At 65.3% G+C, this 15,831-nt stretch carries 15 protein-coding genes and 1 tRNA gene; 13 read left to right on the top strand and 3 right to left on the bottom strand.

Features of this window, described 5'->3' with window-relative positions:
* From AUL28_RS23100 to AUL28_RS20300, 6 genes are all read left to right on the top strand, one after another.
* Positions 1–1,839 (top strand): hypothetical protein (locus tag AUL28_RS23100; protein ID WP_192843502.1); only part of this gene is annotated, 1,839 nt, incomplete at its 5' end.
* Entirely contained in the window at positions 1,836–3,428 is a 1,593-nt protein-coding gene (locus tag AUL28_RS20320; RefSeq protein ID WP_062236371.1) for a hypothetical protein, read from the top strand. The genes AUL28_RS23100 and AUL28_RS20320, both read left to right, overlap by 4 nt.
* Before the next feature lie 3 nt (positions 3,429–3,431).
* On the top strand, positions 3,432–4,319 hold the full coding sequence (locus AUL28_RS20315) for a hypothetical protein (RefSeq protein ID WP_062223071.1): 888 nt from the start codon (positions 3,432–3,434) through the stop codon (positions 4,317–4,319).
* Positions 4,319–6,019, top strand: coding sequence for a glycine-rich domain-containing protein (locus AUL28_RS20310; RefSeq protein ID WP_062236368.1), 1,701 nt, complete (start codon positions 4,319–4,321; stop codon positions 6,017–6,019). The genes AUL28_RS20315 and AUL28_RS20310 overlap by 1 nt, the downstream gene beginning before the upstream one ends.
* Positions 6,019–6,426 (top strand): hypothetical protein, encoded by a 408-nt coding sequence (locus AUL28_RS20305; protein ID WP_062236365.1) that lies wholly within the window; start codon positions 6,019–6,021, stop codon positions 6,424–6,426. The genes AUL28_RS20310 and AUL28_RS20305 overlap by 1 nt, the downstream gene beginning before the upstream one ends.
* A 191-nt stretch (positions 6,427–6,617) precedes the next feature.
* Positions 6,618–11,192 (top strand): hypothetical protein, encoded by a 4,575-nt coding sequence (locus tag AUL28_RS20300; RefSeq protein WP_062236362.1) that lies wholly within the window; start codon positions 6,618–6,620, stop codon positions 11,190–11,192.
* A gap of 69 nt (positions 11,193–11,261) precedes the next feature.
* Here the strand turns inward: AUL28_RS20300 and AUL28_RS23585 are convergent, their stop codons facing one another.
* Positions 11,262–11,384: a hypothetical protein gene (locus AUL28_RS23585; RefSeq protein WP_280137300.1), complete on the bottom strand. Its 123-nt coding sequence runs from the start codon at positions 11,382–11,384 to the stop codon at positions 11,262–11,264.
* Between the two features lie 108 nt (positions 11,385–11,492).
* Between AUL28_RS23585 and AUL28_RS20295 the strand changes: the two genes are divergently transcribed.
* Genes AUL28_RS20295 through AUL28_RS20270 form a run of 7 tightly spaced genes read left to right on the top strand, consistent with a single transcriptional unit; the run spans position 11,493 to position 14,239 of the window.
* A complete protein-coding gene (locus tag AUL28_RS20295; protein WP_062223065.1) occupies positions 11,493–11,726 on the top strand; it encodes a hypothetical protein in 234 nt (77 codons plus the stop codon).
* On the top strand, positions 11,713–12,351 hold the full coding sequence (locus AUL28_RS20290; RefSeq protein WP_062236358.1) for a lysozyme: 639 nt from the start codon (positions 11,713–11,715) through the stop codon (positions 12,349–12,351). Before AUL28_RS20295 ends, AUL28_RS20290 begins: the two co-directional genes overlap by 14 nt.
* On the top strand, positions 12,351–12,698 hold the full coding sequence (locus tag AUL28_RS20285) for a DUF6527 family protein (protein WP_062236399.1): 348 nt from the start codon (positions 12,351–12,353) through the stop codon (positions 12,696–12,698). Before AUL28_RS20290 ends, AUL28_RS20285 begins: the two co-directional genes overlap by 1 nt.
* Positions 12,695–13,144, top strand: a complete 450-nt coding sequence (locus AUL28_RS20280) for a hypothetical protein (protein ID WP_156420108.1) — start codon at positions 12,695–12,697, stop codon at positions 13,142–13,144. Before AUL28_RS20285 ends, AUL28_RS20280 begins: the two co-directional genes overlap by 4 nt.
* Positions 13,035–13,271 carry an Rz1-like lysis system protein LysC gene (gene lysC, locus AUL28_RS23780; protein WP_441294091.1) on the top strand — a complete coding sequence of 79 codons (237 nt, stop codon included), beginning with the start codon at positions 13,035–13,037 and terminating at the stop codon, positions 13,269–13,271. The genes AUL28_RS20280 and lysC overlap by 110 nt, the downstream gene beginning before the upstream one ends.
* Positions 13,272–13,317: 46 nt before the next feature.
* Positions 13,318–13,647: a hypothetical protein gene (locus tag AUL28_RS20275; RefSeq protein ID WP_062236353.1), complete on the top strand. Its 330-nt coding sequence runs from the start codon at positions 13,318–13,320 to the stop codon at positions 13,645–13,647.
* Entirely contained in the window at positions 13,640–14,239 is a 600-nt protein-coding gene (locus AUL28_RS20270; protein ID WP_062236350.1) for a hypothetical protein, read from the top strand. The genes AUL28_RS20275 and AUL28_RS20270 overlap by 8 nt, the downstream gene beginning before the upstream one ends.
* Here AUL28_RS20270 and AUL28_RS20265 read toward each other — a convergent pair.
* Both AUL28_RS20265 and AUL28_RS20260 read right to left on the bottom strand, forming a co-directional pair.
* Positions 14,212–15,600 carry a tyrosine-type recombinase/integrase gene (locus tag AUL28_RS20265; protein ID WP_062236347.1) on the bottom strand — a complete coding sequence of 463 codons (1,389 nt, stop codon included), beginning with the start codon at positions 15,598–15,600 and terminating at the stop codon, positions 14,212–14,214. The two genes, AUL28_RS20270 and AUL28_RS20265, sit on opposite strands and share 28 nt — an antisense overlap.
* A gap of 131 nt (positions 15,601–15,731) precedes the next feature.
* Positions 15,732–15,821 (bottom strand) — tRNA-Ser (locus AUL28_RS20260).
* Positions 15,822–15,831: the final 10 nt, after the last annotated feature.

The raw sequence follows: 15,831 nt of genomic DNA, 5'->3' as shown, positions 1-15,831 counted from the left end.
AAGGCGCGCCGCGCCGCGCAGGATCAGGCGCTTTCGGTGCTCAACCCGCCGAAGGAGCTTTCTGCCGTCGAATCCAACTTCCGCTCGCTTCAAGGGGCCGCGCAGCAGTTGCTGCCGACCCTTCAGAAGCTTGGGATGAACGCGGCGGACGCCGCGCGGCGTATCGGCGAGGAACTGAACAGGGCCCTCGCCAAAATGGCCGCCGACTTCGTCGACGGGTTCGGCCGAAAGATCAACGATCTGACGGGAAAGGGCTATCTGAACGACGTGGCCGACCTCTTCACGGAGTTCGACACGGCGCTCTCGAACGCCTCGCTCCTCAATGTCGATCCGGCCATCGTCAATCGGTGGTTCTCGCTGTCGGCCCAGAAGATCGTTGACGGATCAGAACTGGCAGGTGATGCCTTCGCCGACCTCGTCAGTGTCTTCCCGCGCCTCTCAGGCGTGGTGACGGAAGCCGGGCGATCGATTTCCGCATCGGCATCTGAGATCGAAGCCGCGATCAGGGGCTACGAGGATCGTCTGTTCGACGCCCAGAACGCGGGCGACGAACTGGCGGCTTTCGAGCGCCGGGCGGCGAAGGAGCGGTTGGAAGCGGCGAAGTTCGGCGCGGATGCCGTTGCCAAGCTGGAAAAGGCATTGTCGGCCGAACGCGCCGCCACGGTCCTTTCGGCGGCTCGCAGCAATCTGGATCGCAGCTACCAACACGAAACGGATCGCATCAACGATCTGCTTTCGGCCCGCCGCAACGAGGCGAGCGAACTGGAGTCGACCGTCGGCAGCCTGAAGGACTTTGCGAGCAACATCGCGCAGTTCAGGAAGTCGCTGCTGGTCGATGACAGTCTCTCGACCCTCACCCCGGAAGCGCGGGTGGCGGAAGCCCGCCAGCAATTCCTCGACCTCGCCATGAAGGCGCAGGGCGGGGATGAGGACGCGCGGTCCAAGCTCACGGGTGCCGGCCAGGAATATCTGGCCGAAGCCCGGTCGTTTTATGCCAGTTCCGAGCGCTATCACGACGCCTTCGACGAGGTCCGCAGGATCCTCGACCAGAGCGAAACGGCGGCGCGCGGCCAGCTTTCGACTGCCGAAAGCCAGTTGGTGGCCCTCAAGCGCCAGATCGCGCTCGACGAAGCCCAGCTGGAGCAGAACAAGAAGGACTACGAAGCCCTCCTTGGCATCAACGACGGCATCAAGTCGCTCGCGGTGGCCATGAAGGACTATGCGGCAGCGGCAGCGGCAGCCCGTCAGCAGGGGATCACGGTTCCGGGGACCAACCCGGCGACCACGGAAACCCCGCGCAATGGCGGGTGGACTTACGAAAGCGCCGCCCCCTACCTCGCCAAGAACAAGGACGTCGCGGCGGCCATCGCGGCCGGCGAGACGTTCGGGCTGCCGAAGGGCTACTCGGCCGAGGTCTACGCCTCCGCGCACTACGGTCTCTTCGGCCAGGCGGAAGGCCGGGGCTGGGCGACCGGCGGCTACACGGGCGCCGGTGGCGTCCATGACGTCGCTGGCCTTGTCCATCGCGGCGAAGTGGTCTGGTCGCAGCGCGACGTCGCGTCGTGGGGCGGCCCGGCCGTGGTGGACACCATGCGCATGACGCGGGGTATGCCGACCCTCAACATGCAGGCCGCGCCCCGCGCGGTCATGACGGCCAACGACAACTCAGCCGTCGTTGCGGGTCTCTCTCGCCTGCAAGCTTCCTTCGAAAGCCGCTTTGCCACGCTCGCGAAGGCGACGGCACAGGGCGCGATCGAGGTGAAGGGATCGGTGGACGAAGGCAACCGTCTGACCGGGCGTCAGTCGGCTAGAGAGAAGCGAAAGGCGATGGCAGCATGATCTACCTGGTGGAGTTCGAAGCCTTCGACCCCCACCCGGAGGTCAATGCCGTCGTCGTAGAGCGCCTCGCGACCGACGGCTACACGACCGGAACGAACGACAACCCGCCCCATCGGCATTACGAGGGACGGGTCATCAACCCCGGCAACTTCGAGCAGTCGATCTTCGACGACGGGACAACCTCGGGCGAAGCGCGCGTCGGCTACGGCTTCATCGAGGTGGCGATCGGCGACGACGGCGCGGGGGAAAACCTTGACCGTCTGGCTCGCTACGCCGTCGATGGCCGGCGGGTGACGATCTGGGCATTGGAGGACGTGGACGCGCGCTTCACCTCGCGCGCCCTGGTGCTGACCGGCATCATGGAGCAGATCGAAGTGTCCTGGACCGTCGCCACGATCCGCATTCGCGACCGCCTCGATGACCTGCGCGTCCCGATCCAGACCGAGACCTACAAGGGCACGACGACGGACGGAACGAAGACAGACGCCGAAGGAACGCCCGAGGACCTGAAGGACAAGCCCAAGCCGCTGGCCTGGGGTGTCAACCGAAACGTTCCCGGCATCGTCTCCAATCGCTTCAAGCTGGTGTTCGACTTCGCTTCGAACGGCTGCGAGTTCGACGAGGTGCGGGATGACGGTGTGCCGCTGACGAAGGGGGCGAGCTACTCGACCTTCGCCGCGCTGATGGCCGCTACCATTCCGGAGCGCGCCTATGGGCGGTGTCCGTCCACGGGGCAGATCAGGATAGGCGATAATCCGAAAGGCGCGATCACGGCCGATATCACCGAGGGCGCACCGGGCGCGCGTTCGGTCGGTAAGGTCGCGCGCCGGATGCTCGACGCTTCGGGCTTCGACGCCGGGGCCGACTACAACGCTGATGAACTCGACGCCCTCCACGCGCTGAACGGCGCGGAAGTTGGCATCTGGATCGGTGCCGACACGCGAAACGTCCTGCCGGCCGTCACGGCCGTTCTGGCCTCTATGGGCGCTTGGATATGCCCCGACGCAACAGGCGTGTTCCGGTTCGGCCAAGTGGACGTTGCGGCCGGCGCAAGGGGGCCCGTGCTCGACCTCAGCGTGATCCTCGATCGCGGGCAGGGGATTGAGCGCATCGTCACGAACGACGCGCAGGCTGGCGTGCCGGCCTGGAAGGTGACGGTGACCTATGCGCCGGCCTGGCTCGTCCAATCGGAAGCCGATTTGAACAAGACGGCGGCCACGACGGCTTTGAAAGCGTTCGTCACCAAAGAATCTCGCTCGGTCTCAGTCGAGAACGAGCCGCTGAAGACCGTCCATCTGCGCGCATCGGAACTGACGTTTCCCTCGCTCTTCGCGAGCGAGGCGGCTGCCAAGGCGGAAGCCGGCCGGCAGCTCGCTCTTCGCGGTCAACGACGCCAGCGCTATCGCGTCCCGCTGAAGGACGAGGTGGCCATCGGCATTCGTCTCGGCAGCATCGTAACGCTTCAGCTGCCGCGCTTCGACCTCGACGCTGGCCGGCCGATGCTCGTGATCGGCAAGGAAGTCGTGTTGCCGCGCCGAAGCGGCGACAAGGTGGAGGCCGGCGTCATCACTCTCGACATTTACGGATGACGCATGGACTCGCGGATCACCCTCGGAAGCGAGAACTGGCTTGATACGCTGGACGCGAGCGCACTGTCAGGCGGCTCCTGGCAGCCGACGCTGCCGCTCTCGAACCTTCTCAGCCGGCAATACGCCAAGGTCGCGCGATCCGTGGGTCTTTCCCAGAGCGAGGCGACATTGACGATCAACTTCGGCAAGCCGCGCACGGTCAGCCTGATCTCGCCGATCAACCATGGCGGCACGCTGACCTCGCGCATGCTCGTCGAACTCAGCGAGAAGCCGGATTTCTCGACCTACCTTCATTACGACGTCTACGACCTCTGGCCGGGCCTGTTCTCGTCGCCCTGGAGCCTCGACACTCTGGAATGGGAAGACGACAGCTTCTGGCTAGGCGGCTTCACGGCCGAGGACATCGAAGGGTTCCGCACCTGTCCGGCTATCCTCCTTCCTACGCCCATCACGGCGCAATACATGCGTCTGACCTTCATCGATCCCGGCAACCCGGACCGCTTCTTCAAGCTCGGCCGGCTTTTCGTCGGGCCGACCATCCGCCCACGCATCAACTATAGCTGGGGCGATACGCTGACCTTCGAGTTCGCCACGGCGATCGAGACGGCGCTCAGCGGTGACGAGTTCTTCGACCCGCGCCGGCCGATCCGCGTCCATCGCTTCGGCCTGCAGCATCTCTCGGCAGACGAGGCCTATGGACAGTTCCTCAAGATGGTCCGCCGGCAGGGCGTCCACAGGGAAGTCTTCGTCATCCCCGACCCCACGGATCTCTTCAACGGGATCACACGGAATTTCGTGGGCCGCCTTCGCGCTCCCTCGCCCTTGGAACAGGTGCAGTGGGAGGGCGACGGGCCCGGCCTCTCCATGCCTTTCGAAATCAAGGAACTCTGATGGCGCTCCCGGCTCTCATCCAGGCGGCAATCACCCGCATCCGCGCCGCCAACAATGACCAGTGGGACGCCACGAAGAACCCGTCCGGTCTCGGGCAGGGTGGCCACCGTCAGAACCTTGTGAAGGACTTCAACGCGGTCGCCGATGTCGGCGAGTTCACGGCCGAGAATGCCGAGAGCACGGCCGCCGATGTCGTGAAGACCGCCGCCGATCGCGTGCAGACGGGCAAGGATGTCACGACGGCGGGCACCGCGCGGGATAAGGCAAAATCCTGGGCGAATGCGGCCGAGGGTGTGGAAGTCGAAGCGGGCCTTTTCTCGGCGCTTCATTCGGCGCTGAAGGCGGCGGCCTCGGCCGTGCTCGCCTCGCGCTGGTCCAACGAGGCAGAAGACAGCGAAGTCGCGTCCGGCAAGTTCTCGGCTTATCACTGGTCCCCAAAGGCTTTCGCACAGGCCGAGCGAGCGAAGGGTTTTGCGCAGGGGCTCAACATCCCCGCGCTGAACTCCAGCACGGCCTTACAGTTTCTGCGGTCCAACGCGGCCGGGACCGCTTATGAATTCGCTGCGGTTGATTTCTCTGCGGCCACTGATCTCAACCGGGACGCCCGCACGTCGAACACGGCTCTCACCAAGGCCGACAAGGGCAAGCTGATCGACATCACGGCGGGCACCTTCACGCAGACCTTCGAAGCGGCTGCTTCGCTGGGGAACGGGTGGTGGTGCCGCTACCGGAATGCCGGCACGGGCGACGTGACCTTTGATCCGATCGGCTCGGAGACGATCGACGGTCTTGCATCCTTCGTGTCCTATCCCGGCGAGACCCGAGTGCTCATCTGCGACGGCACGGCACTGCGGTCGTTCGTTCTGACGCCTGGGACGAAGACGTTCTTCGAATCCGGCAACCTGATCTGGCCGCCGGGTGTCAACGGCGCGATCGTGGATTGCTTCGGCGGCGGTGGCGGCGGTGCTCGAATGGAGCCCAACCAAGGCAACGGTGCTTTCGCGCATGGCGGAGGCGGCGGGGCGCGGACGACGGAAATCGTATCGGGTCAGACGCCGGGTCAGGCGATTTCGGCAACCGTGGGAGCCGGTGGAGCCGGCTCGGTGACTAAAGGGGGCAGCGGCCCTCCAGGGGGCGACACGACGCTGGGCAATCTGGTCTGCGCGCGCGGCGGAGGAAACTGGGGATTTGGCGGCACCGCTGGCTTCTTGTCCCTTACCAGCGCCGTCAACAGCCCCAGCGCCGGACATCTGGGAGCTTCCAACAGCTCCTCCATTCCCGCTGCCTGGAACACCGACATGGGAGGCGCCGCTGGCGCGAGCATGGCGGGATATTCCGGTGGTTCGTCCCTTTATGGCGGCGCAGCTGGCGGCGCGGGGGCACCGGGCTCTGACAGCAACCAAACTTCAGGCGGTAATTCTGGCGGAGCTGGGCCTCTTGGCGGCCAGCCGGGCGGTGCTGCAGCAACGTCTGACTCGACCAATGGCAGCGATGGCCGGAATGGAGAGGATGGCGCTTTCGGCCGCGCCGGCAGCGGAGGATCGGGCGGCGGCGGCTCGCGACTGGGGGTCGGAAAGAAAGGCGGGAAAGGCGGGAACGGTGGGTTCCCGAGCGGCGGCGGTGGCGGCGGCGGTGCGGGCAATGATCCCGGCAACGGCGGCAACGGAGGAAATGGCCTTCTGATCGTGAGGTTCTTCTGATGTCTGACCGTTACGCTCTCATCACGAATGGCGTCGTCTCCAATTCGATCGTCGCCGATGCGGACTTCGCCAAGGTGCAGGGGCTGGTTCTCCTGCCCGCCGGGGCTGGCATCGGCTGGCTTTACGACGGCAAGACGTTCTCCGCCCCGCCTGTGCCACCAGAGCCAGTGCCGTCGGCCGTCACCATGCGCCAAGCGCGGATCGCCCTTTCTCGCGCCGGGCTTCTCTCGAAAGCCGAAGCCGCCATCGCGCAGATGGCGGGGCAGGCGGGTGAAGAGGCCCGGATCGAATGGGAATATGCGGCCGAGCTGAAGCGCAATCATCCGCTGATCGCCGCGCTGGGGCAGGCCCTCGGGCTCTCGGCCGAGGCGATCGATGATCTCTTCCGCGAGGCTGCGACCATCTGAAAACAAATCGACCGCGCCACCCTGACACATGAGCCGGGTGGCGCGGTCGGTACATCGCCGGGGAGGAACGGCGCGTCTCGTGGCTGCAAACAGCCGTGAGGGCATTTCAGTTCCCGCCCCTTGCCTGAACCTGACTTCACTCAAGGCCGCCCTGTGCGGCCTTTTTCGTGTCCTGACTTAGGAGGCCCGTCATGGCCCGTACACCTGCGCGCATCAACGCCGCGAAACGCTCTCTGGCCGGCGCGATCGGTGCCGGCATCCTCGTGCCAGGTGGAGGCAAGCGCAACCGCTACATGCTTGCGTCGAACCGCTTCGGTCTGCCAACCGACTATGCCATCAACGACAGCGGTTACGCCTCCAGCGACACGTCTGGCCGATCGGGCGGCAACGGGACGTCCTTCGCCAAGTATCAGTACCGCTCTTGGGCCTTCTCGACCACGTTCGAAGCCCGAAAAGGTTCGTTCCTGTGGGCCAACGTGGTCAACACGATCTTCGGCGTTCGGCCGAACAACTTCCCAGTGACGATCCAGAGGGTGGACGTGCGCCGGTGGTCGGATGGCGCAGTCGTCGCGCAGGTGAAATGGGGCGGCTCAACGTCAAAAATTCTCGCGCCTGCGGAACGCGTCTGGAACGATCCCATGGCGACACTCCCGGCCAATGGTCTCTACTTCCTCGACGTCTATTGGGTCGCCGCCGAGCATGGTGCTTATCCGGCATTGCCGCCGATGTATCAGGCGGGTGAGAACGGCGCGGAAAGTCTGACGAACGACTTTTCGGTGACGGGCCGACCGACCGGATCGGGCACGGCGTCTGCGATCGGAGGCTCGTTCGGCCCTGTCATGTTCGCAGCAGAGGGATGGGAAGGTCAGGTCTGCCCGATCCTGTTTGCAGACAGCATCACGGATCAAACGACGGTCTCGGCCAAGCTTGCAGCCGGTCGCGGGGATGCGGGGTATCTCCAGCAGGCCCTCGGCGACGTCGCCAGCGGTCCCATGAACTGGATGACCACCGCCCGCTATTCGTCCAACTTTTTCGCGACGATGCGCGACGGCGTTAGCTCCGATGCGAACCCGACCGACGCCAAGGGCGTCATCGACTGGATTGCGGACGCCTGCGCCTTGCTCCAGCCCGAGCCCATGTTTGACGTCGCGATCTCGGCTCATGGACGCAATAACCTCGCGACCAACCAGACTTTCGCCGGGATGCAAACCCTGGTCGAAGAGTTCGCCGCCAAGCTGCAATCCCGCTATCCTGGTATGCCGCTGGTGCAGCTTGCGACGCCGCCATCGGTCACCGTTCCGGCGAATAGCTTCATCACCCCTGGCGTAACGCAAACTCCGTCAGGTGCTGGGAATTCGGCTGGCGGGACGATCGAGCGTTGGCGGAACTGGATCGTCGGCAACGGCGGCGGCAAGATCGAAAACACCACCCGCGATGCGCCGATCTTCATCGGCATCGATCCATGGTCGGACAGCCGCGACCCCTCCGACTTTGGGAAATGGGTCGTGGATTCCTGGCAGGCGACGCTCCTCGAGGCGGTCGCGGCCAACAGCACGAATGTCATCCACCTCTCCGACAAGCCGGACGTCGGCGACACCTTGGCCTTCGAGTCTGGGACGTCGAACTTCGAAACGGGCGCTCGCATTTTCACCGTCGCATCTGTCGTGGCACGTCAGGGCGGAGGATGGACGGTGACGGGTGTCGGCGGCGCACGAAACTCGCAGGCCGATGCAACGGCTCCGAATGTCAATGGTAGGCTCGCCAAGGCTCACGACGTTGGCGCGGTCGTCAACCGTGTCGCATCCGCGGACATTCCGGGGGCAGCTATTGTCCACCCCGCGCACAAATACCAGCAACTGGCGAAGACGCGGATCGTACCTTTCAAAGATGCCATCGCGGTCGCTGCTCGCACCTTTTTGCCGGCTGGCAGTTTCGGGCTCGGTCCGGCATCGGCGTCATTCGCGGCCAACTCCACCGCTGGTCTGCCGATCTCCGCCATCGACGGCTTGAACACTGGTGAGACTATCGCCACCATCGCGCCGAACGATGGGAGGCTGACCCTGGACGCTTCGCGCCGCACCCTACTGGTCGGTCTGACGGCCTCGGCCGTCGGCACGATCGCTGCGAGGCTGACGACAACTAGCGGACGCAAGCTCTCGATGTCGATCGCCGTTGCTGCCAGCGCCCCGATTACACTGGGCAACCTGTTCCAGACGGCGCAGGCCAACTCCTATTCCGTGTATGCGGACGAGGCTGAGAACACACCGCTGTTCCGCGTCGCACGACGCGCCATCGGCTCGACCCTTACGCTCACGGTTTCGGGCAACAAGCTGAAGCTCGTGGACGACGGGACGGACGCTTTTGTCGTGAAGGGGCCAGGATCTCTAACCCTCGGAGAATCCATCCCGATCACCGTCACCGAGACGCACCCCAACGCGACCAATAGCGGGTTGCAAAGTTCGTCGCAGGTCGGCGTGAATGCGAAGGGCAACTGGCCCGCCGTGCTCGCGGCTGGCTACAAGAACGTCGCGATGGCGGGGCAGGTGAACAATGCCTCTCGCGGCGCCTTCGGCACCCGCACTCGCACCTATGCGCGCAAGCCGATGAAGCTCGGCCGGCGCTCGCAGAAGTCGCTGTACGTTGGGTTCTCGACCGTTCGGATCGAGGCTTTGACCAGTTCGGAAGAGTTGGCGGGACCGGGGACGCCGATCGCGGCGGCATCGGTCGAAATCCCTGGCGCGCCCACGCCGGTCGTTCGCCTCCTCTTCGGCGGCTCGCAGACCTTCACCATTCCGGGTGGCTGTGACCTCTACTTCGCGGACGAGCTGACGCCTTCCATGTTCGGCCTGACGGAGTTCGAGGACTCGACGGAGGTCATCACGAATACCATCGTGGACATCCCCGATGGCGCGGTCGTCTACACCTGCGGCCAGACCCTCGGCACTTCCTACATTTACGATCCGACCGTGGACACTCGCGCCCCGGCTGATCTTGTGATGATCCAGGGCGGGATCGGCCAGCCTTCGGGCGGCGCCACGCTGCCCGGCCCGGCTCCGGTGATGATCGCCGGCCTTCCGGTTGATGGAAAGACGCAGGTGCCGTCGCTCTTCGTCGCTACCGACTCGATCGGCGACCGCCTGTCGGACGGTGGCGGTGTGGGCGACAATGGCGGCGGCTATGCCAAGCGGGCCGCCTTCGCGGCTGGTATCCCGTTCTTCTCGCACTCGCTCGGTGGCCGTCAGATTGGCCACTGGAATGCCAACAATTACTACAGCCGCGTCTACGCCCGTTTCTGCAGCATGGCCTACTGCAGCCTCGGGACCAACGATGTGGGCGGCGGGCAGACCGATACGCGCATCTGGTCGAGCCTTCAGAAGTTCTACGCCCAGATGCGCTCGCTCGGGCACACGCGGGTCACGCAGGGCACCCTTCCGCCTCGCGTCTCGACCGGCACGCGAAATGGTTCGATGGAGAACATCCTTACGAACTATCGATGCACTGACCTCGCCAACCAGTTCCCCTGGTACACGTCGGGCGTCGGCGGCATCGGCTACGAGCTCGGAGGCTACAAGGATCAGGTCAACACCCGCATTCGCAACGGGATCGGCGCGAGCGGCGGCCCTGACGCGCTTCTCGACCTCGCCGCGCTCTGTTCCGACGCGGACTCGGGTCCGTCGAAGTACAAGCTGCGCTCGTTCACGTCGTCGCTGACATCGGCTTCGGCCGTGGGAGCGACGACGCTGGTCATGGCCGACAAGCCCGATGTGGACGAGACGTTCGTGATTGAGCCCGGCACGGCCAATGTCGAGCCGGTCCCGACGCAGAACTTCCCCTTCAAGGTGGTCAGCGTGACGGGCTCCGGCCCCTACACGGTGACGATCACGGGCGGGACGTTGACGCTGGCGCATCCGGTCGGGTCGGTAATCCGGGCCACGAACTGCAACGACGAGACGCATCCGACGACGCCGATCCACAAGGAAGCGGCGGCGATCCTGCGTGATCAGCTGCTCGCGACATACCCGGCCTACAGCTTCACGAACTCGGAAGCCTCGGCCTATGTCGCGCGCATGACCTCGCCGCCGAGCGACAAGCGGCGCGCGCTGGTGGACAAGCTGTTCGGCGACCTGAAGACGGCGGGCGTTCTGTCCGTTCTGGACGAGTTGCATATCGTGGCGGCTCATACCCAGCAGGCCGCGAACGAGAACCTTGTCTCGTCTGCCTACACGCTGACCTCGACGGCCTTCCCGACCTGGACGAAGGATCGGGGCTACAAGGGCAACGGCTCCAACCAGTTCGCTTCGACCAACTTCAACCCGTCCACCGCGACGGGCGCGAAGCATCAGCAGGATAGCGCCCATATCGGCGTCTTCACGCTGATGGACGGCACCACGGGCGAGGACTACGGCTCGGCCAACGGCCGGACCAACGTCCATTCCCGCGCGTCGGGGCATGGTGGCCGCGTCAGTCAGACCACGGGCGGCCTCGGCGGCTCGGGCTCCACGGCCTCGCCACACCATGTCGTCGCCAACCGCACGGGCGCGAGCGCGTCCGAGCTTCTGGTCGACGGCGCTCAGGCCGCTACGCTGACCACGGCCTCGACCTCGCTCGCGACGGGCCTCGACCTCCTGCGCAACAACAGCTCCTATGGCGACGCGCAGGTGGCCGTGATCCACACGGGCGGCGCGCTCACGTCGACCGCGCAGAAGACCGGGCTTTACAACGCCCTGAAGTCCTACCTGCAGGGCGTCGGCGCGATCGCCGCCTGACCCAACTAGCCCGGCCATAGCGCCGGGCCCTCAACGGAGCGCGGGTGCACCGCGCTACCATCGACGCCGCTACTTAGCCGACTTCCCGCCGGCCAGAACGCCGCCCTTCAGGCTGGGGGCTGCAGCGATCGTCTTCTCGACCGCCTTCTTGGGCTTGCGGCCCTCTTTGGAGCCTTTGCGCTTCTCACCCATGTGCCGATCCTTTCGAGGTTGCCCGGCAGCCTCGCACGCTTCGGCGACTCCACCACCATCAATTCGTCAGCTTGTTTTCACGAGCCCACTTTACGCCCCGGAGACACCATGACCCTCGTCGCCAACTGGCGGGCGGTGATCAGGCGCGCCTGGTCGCTGCGCTTCATCGCGGCCGCCTTCCTCTTTTCCCTTCTCGAAGTCGCGCTGCCGGCCTTCGACGGCGCGCTGCCGATCCAGCCGCGCATCTTCGCGCTCATCTGCGCCTTCGCCTCGGCCGGCGCCTTCGTCGCCCGCATCGTCGCGCAGAACTCGCTGCCGGAGGATGACGATGCCCGTCCATAAGATCGTCGCCACCAAGCGCGGAAAAGCCGCTCTCGCGGGCGCGGCCGTGCTCGCCATCACCAGCGGCTGGACCACCTGGACTGCACGCACGCCGGCCGAAACGCCGGCCACGATCCGCGCCGCGATCGACAAGGGGCTGACCCCGCCGGCCGTCGCGCTGGCCGTCGATCGGCTGATCAAGCCGTGGGAGGGGCTCGCCCTGAAATCCCATTGGGACCGCTACGCCAAGATCTGGGACATCTGCTACGGCGAAACCCGGATCAACGGTCAGCCCGTGAAACCCGGCATGGGCTTCACGCCGGCCGAGTGCGAGGCGATGCTCCGGCGCCGCGTCGCGCGCGACTATTACCTGCCGCTCGTCGATGGGGTTCCGGGGTTTCTGGCCGCGCCGGTCAGCTTGCAGGCATCGATGACGTCGGGTGCCTATAACTTCGGCGCGCCGGCCATGATCCGATCCACGGCCGCCCGGCATCTGACAGCGCGGCGCTACCGGCCGGCCTGCGAAGCGCAGACGGCCTTCAACAAGGCGGGCGGGCAGATCGTCAATGGGCTTGTGAAGCGCCGCGAGATGGGCGACGCGCAGCGCCTCGGCGAGGCCGAGCTTTGCGTGTCGGGGCTCGAATGATGGGCGCGCGGGGTGTGCTGCGCTTCGGAGCGGACGGGCATCTCTTCCTTCAGTGCCCAGGGTGCAATCAACGGCACGGCATTCGGGTGGGAGAGGGGGCCGGGCCGCGCTGGACCTGGAACGGCGACTATGGCCGGCCGACCTTCCAGCCTTCCGTCCTGGTGCAGGGCGTGCAGCCTTTGACCGACGACGAGCATGGGCGTGTGATGGCCGGCGAAGCGATCGATCCCCGTCCGCTCGTCTGCCACTCCTTCATCAGGGACGGACACATCCAGTTTCTGGACGACTGTACCCACGCGCTGGCCGGGCAGACCGCCCCGCTCCTCCCGATCGGGGACGAAGGATGATGGGCCCGCTCGACAGGTTCAAACTCGCCGCGGCCTTCGTCGCCGGCCTCGCGGTCGGTTGCTGCACCGTCGGCGCCTACGGCGTCTTTGTCGCCTTGCCGGCCGCTCGCGAATACGGGCGCAAAGCCGAGAGCCTCGCCAACGCCGAACGGCAGATCGAAGCGACCCAAGCGGCGGCGGCCGACCGGGCCGCCCGGCAGACCAAAATCAACGCGATCGAGGCGGACTATGCCCGACGCACCGCCGAGCAGGAGGCCCGCCTCGTCTCCCTCGAGCAAGCCCTTCAGGAGAAACCCGATGACGCTCCTCCGGCCGGCGGCGCTGCTTGCCGCGTCCTTGTGCCTCGCCGCGTGTCGAACGAGCTCGACCGTATCGGTCGCGCCCCTGCCACTCCCGCCGCCTCGCATCCCGCCCAGCCTGACGCAGCCCTGCCGGCCCGTCGCTGACATTCCGCTGCGCGACCTGACGATGCCCGAGGCCGTGCGCCTTTGGGGGCGGGACCGCCAGTCGCTCGGAGAATGTGGGGCGCGGCACGACGCGCTGGCCGGCGCGGTCCGCGCGGCCGGCTCCTGATCGCGCTCGCCCGTCGACTCAGCCCCAACAGAAGGACGGGCAGCACATGGAATGGCTTTTCAGCGCCGACGCGCGGTTGGCGCTCGGCGGCGCGCTGGGCGGCGCCGTCGGTTGGATGACCCGGCGCGGCAGCTTGACGGATGGCGTCATCCAGGTCGCGGTCGGCGGGATCTGCGCCGTCTATCTCGCGCCCATCGCGATCCCGACGCTCACGGCTCAGCTGGGGCCGATCACCGGCACGACCGAGGAACTGGCTCGCCTGTCGGCCTTTGTCGTCGGCATCGGCGGCGTCTCGTTGAGCGGCTTCATCATCGACCTCTTCCACTTCTGGCGCGTTCGTCGCGGCCGCATCGCAAAGGACACCAGCGATGAATGAGCATCTGCAGGCATTGCGGCGCGCGGCGAAAAGGGCCGTCCTGACGATCGGCTGCGGCGTGGTGGCGCTCGTCGCCTACTTCTCCGCCCAGGGGCTTCGCTATGAGGCCGGCCGGCTCGAGGTGAGCTATGCCCCGGTCCTCGCGCCGGTCACCATCTGCGACGGGCGGGTCAATCCTGACACCGGAGAGTGCTCCGGCTCGGTCGTCGTGTTCGAGGCCTTTACGCAGACGAACGCCGTCTGCGACGGCCGCGACGCGCTGGTCTCGGGCGTCATGAGCAAGGTGCGCTCCGACGCGCGCTATATCGACGGCCGGCAGCAGATCTATTTCGGCGATCCGGCCGGCCGGTTCCGGCGCGCCATGTTCGAATTCGAGGATCAACAGGACGGGACGCCGACCAATCGCCCGCCGGGCGTTCAGGACTGGGGCCCGTGGCGCCTGCGTGGCGGATGCGTGACCGAATTCACGACCTGGTTCACGTCGGTGGAGCATCGGCCGTGGCACGGGTTCTGGCCGTTGCCGACCGTGACCGGGCCGTTTCCGTTGCCGCGTGCGACGATCGATCAGGGCGGCTCGTCCGAACGCCGATAGATCGCGATTTTCTTGATCCATTCGAGCTTCTTTTCAAGCGTCGGTCCGCGTCCATAGTCGGGGCGGTCGAACTTGTGGCCCATCAGTTCAGAATCAATCAGGTCCGGCGCATCGGCCGCTGTCAGCCGATCCTTGAAGGAATGGCGAAACGAATAGAGCGTCTGTCCCTTGACCGCATAGAGGTCGTGGGTCCGGAAAAACTTGCCGACAAGAGACGAGAGGGCGCCGCTTCTGTCTTTGTATTCGCCTGCCGTTTCATGAAGGAGCTTGGCACCTTCTAGGGACGGGCCCACCAATGGCAGATCTCGTTTGGAGAAGGGCGTTTTGAGCTTGCGCCCCTGATAGTCCACGATCGCGATGTGAGGAATTTCGGCCTCCAGACGGATGTCCGCTTTTCGCAATCCGGTGAGCTCACTCGGCCGCGCACCGGTGTTGACCATCGTCAGGATGACGCCTCGCACGGCAGGATTGAGGCGCTCCAGAAGGCCGGGCGCGAGGATGCGATCTCTGATCCATTCGGTCGCAAACGGTACGCGGCCCTCCTCGTCATCATCGGCGGAGAAGCGAAGACCCTGGAAACGTCTTGGAAGGTCGAGATCAAGCCGGTCCGAAAGAAGGGCGATCATCTTCCCGATGTGCGTCACGTCCTTATTCGCAGATTCTGCTTTCAGAACCCGCAAGACCTTCTCACCGTCTGGACCATCGACCAGCTTGCCCACGCTGATCCACTCGAACCATTGATCCCGAAACCTAATGGCATCAGCACGGGTCAGGGAGGTGACGGGCTTGTCGCCAATAACGTCGATCAGGTTGCGAACAGCGCGTGTCAGGGGCAGGCGCCACTTGTGCACCTGCGCGTCCGACATCTTCAAACGCTTGTCCTTGGAAGCCTTCTCGTATTCCTCAACGATGTTCGACAGCAGGATTGGGGGTTCTTCCGCGGTTCCCATAACGGCCGCAAATAGCTGCTGCTGGTCCGCTGCCGCAGCCTTGGTTGACAATTGCCCTTCCAGTCCCGCTGCAGCCCGCTCGAGACGCGCGAACCGTTCCTCTCGGGATACCCCCATGAGATCCTCGGCAGGCACATAGGAGAACCCCTCCAGTCGTGCCCGAGCGACCGTAGATCGGTAGCGCTCTTGAGCGTCAGGGCCGACGCTGTGCACCAGCGAGTGCCAATGCGCTTCGACGATCTTATTCAGCCGATCCCGCGCGATCATGGCTTGGGTCAGGTCGTCGGTCTCGCAGCTGAGGCGGACCATGAGACGCGGATCTAGATGCTTGTAGCGATCGGGAACGCGCCGTTGATAGTACCAGATGCCCTCTCGGAGGGTCAGCCATTTGAGCTTCGCCTTGGTCGCCATCGCGTCCGAATGTACCCCGATTTGTAACCCGGTTTGTGACCCGGTTCGGAGAACAGGGTGGCCGGAAACGCCGCATTTCTGGGGAAATCCCTGTCAGACAGGGGCGGGGAGCGCAAGAAAAGAGTCATAAATGGCGGAGAGGGAGGGATTTGAACCCCCGATACGGTTGCCCGTATGCCGCATTTCGAGTGCGGTGCATTCAACCACTCTGCCACCTCTCCGTTTGAGGTT

This window comes from Aureimonas sp. N4 (assembly GCF_001463925.1).
Taxonomy (GTDB): domain Bacteria; phylum Pseudomonadota; class Alphaproteobacteria; order Rhizobiales; family Rhizobiaceae; genus Aureimonas; species Aureimonas ureilytica_A.
The sequence above is the reverse complement of the archived record's forward strand: the minus strand, read 5'-3'. Positions and strand labels throughout refer to the sequence as shown.